2 protein-coding genes are annotated in these 1,898 nt (G+C 51.8%); both read left to right on the forward strand.

The window, feature by feature from the left end:
- A partial coding sequence (locus ABYW01_RS20605; RefSeq protein ID WP_372836379.1) for a GNAT family N-acetyltransferase occupies positions 1-288 on the forward strand: 288 nt, incomplete at its 5' end.
- Positions 289-359: 71 nt separating this feature from the next.
- Positions 360-1,667 (forward strand): diaminobutyrate--2-oxoglutarate transaminase, encoded by a 1,308-nt coding sequence (gene ectB / locus ABYW01_RS20610; RefSeq protein WP_193953169.1) that lies wholly within the window; start codon positions 360-362, stop codon positions 1,665-1,667.
- Positions 1,668-1,898: the final 231 nt, after the last annotated feature.

A 1,898-nucleotide genomic window follows, 5' to 3' on the forward strand; every position in this document is an offset into this window, starting at 1 on the left:
CCCGAAACATTGTTCATCTGGCAGGTCGCTGTTGGCAGAAATGCCCGCGGAATGGGACTTGGCAGCCAGATGTTGCAACAACTTTTGGGGCGCAAAGAACTCGCAGCGGTTACCCACTTAGAAACAACGATCACCGAGGACAATGCCGCTTCGTGGGCGTTGTTCACACGATTAGCAAAACACTTTAATGCCTCTCTGGAACGCTCACCGATGTTTGATCGGGTGACGCACTTCAATGATGAGCACGATACAGAGCTGCTTGTCCGCATCGGTTCTTTATCACGCTGATATCGCCGTCTCCACCGCCGATACTTCGCCTTTCTAAACAAGCCACACAAAAGATTATTGAGAATACTGATATGAAAATTTTCGACGAGATTGAATCAGAAGTTCAGTCCTATGCCCGCGCGTTTCCACGCATCTTCAACAAAGCGCAGGGTGAATTCCTGTACGACGAGGATGGCAATCAGTACCTCGATTTTCTGGCGGGTGCCGGCACGCTGAATTACGGCCACAACAACCCGATCTTCAAAGAAAAACTGCTGGACTACATCCACAGTGACGGCATCACTCACGGTCTGGATCTGCACACCAAAGCTAAAGGCGAATTCATGGAAGCCTTTAACGAAAAGATTCTGAAACCAAGGGATCTCAATTATGTGATGCAGTTCACCGGCCCTACCGGAACCAACGCGGTAGAAGCAGCCCTGAAACTGGCGCGCAACATCACCGGCCGTGAAAACGTTATCAGCTTCACCAACGGCTTCCACGGCGTCAGCATGGGTTCACTGGCAGCAACAGGTAACTCTCACCACCGTGGTGCGGCAGGCGTCAGCCTGAGCGGCGTGAGCCGGATGCCGTATGATGGCTATTTGGGAGAAGATATCGATACCACCGTATATCTGGACAAAGTACTGTGTGACTCCAGCAGCGGTATCGATAAGCCCGCCGCTGTGATCGTGGAAACGGTACAGGGCGAAGGCGGCATCAACGCAGCTGACTTCGGTTGGTTGAAGAAACTGGACGAAGTGTGCAAAAAACACGAAGTCCTGCTGATTGTTGATGATATTCAGGCAGGCTGTGGTCGCACCGGCACCTACTTCAGCTTTGAACAGGCAGGCATCAAGCCAGACATCGTGACACTGTCTAAGTCACTGGGCGGCTACGGTCTGCCATTTGCGGTTGTACTGTTCAAGCCGGAGCTGGACCAGTGGAAACCGGGTGAGCACAACGGCACCTTCCGTGGTAACAACTTCGCATTTGTAACAGCCAAAGCTGCGATCGATCACTACTGGTCGGATAATCGTTTCTCCAACGAGATCATGAGCAAAGGCCGCTATGTGTCTGAGCGCCTTGAAGATATCGTCGAGAAATACGGTAACGGCAACTTCACCACCCGTGGACGCGGTATGTTCCAGGGCATCAACTGCGTAAACGGCGAACTGGCCGGTAAAATCACCAAAAAAGCCTTCCAGAACGGTCTGATTATCGAAACCAGTGGCGCAGATGATCACGTGGTTAAGCTACTCTGCCCTCTGATTATCGATATCGACAATCTTGCGAAAGGCATCGATATTCTGGAAGACGCGATTCGCGACGTCTGCGCGGGAGAAAGCTCAATCCCGGTACAGAAGAAGTATTTCCCGCCTGTTGATCTCGCAAGCTAATCAAATCGCAACCAAAACCGTAGGCATGTGAGGCACAACCGAATCTGCCGCCTAACACATGATCGCGTGACACCTGCCTGGCCCTTGGCGTATGCCTCTACGCAAGGGTACGGTGATCACGCGCCAGCGCTACGTAGAACCACATGAGCTAAAGGTAAGGAATAACAATGATTGTACGTGATCTAAAATCGGCAGAAGAAAGCCAACGTCGAGTTGTATCGCCTGACGGCA

The sequence above is a fragment of the Pontibacterium sp. genome (assembly GCF_041587635.1).
Classification (GTDB): Bacteria; Pseudomonadota; Gammaproteobacteria; order Pseudomonadales; family Balneatricaceae; genus Pontibacterium.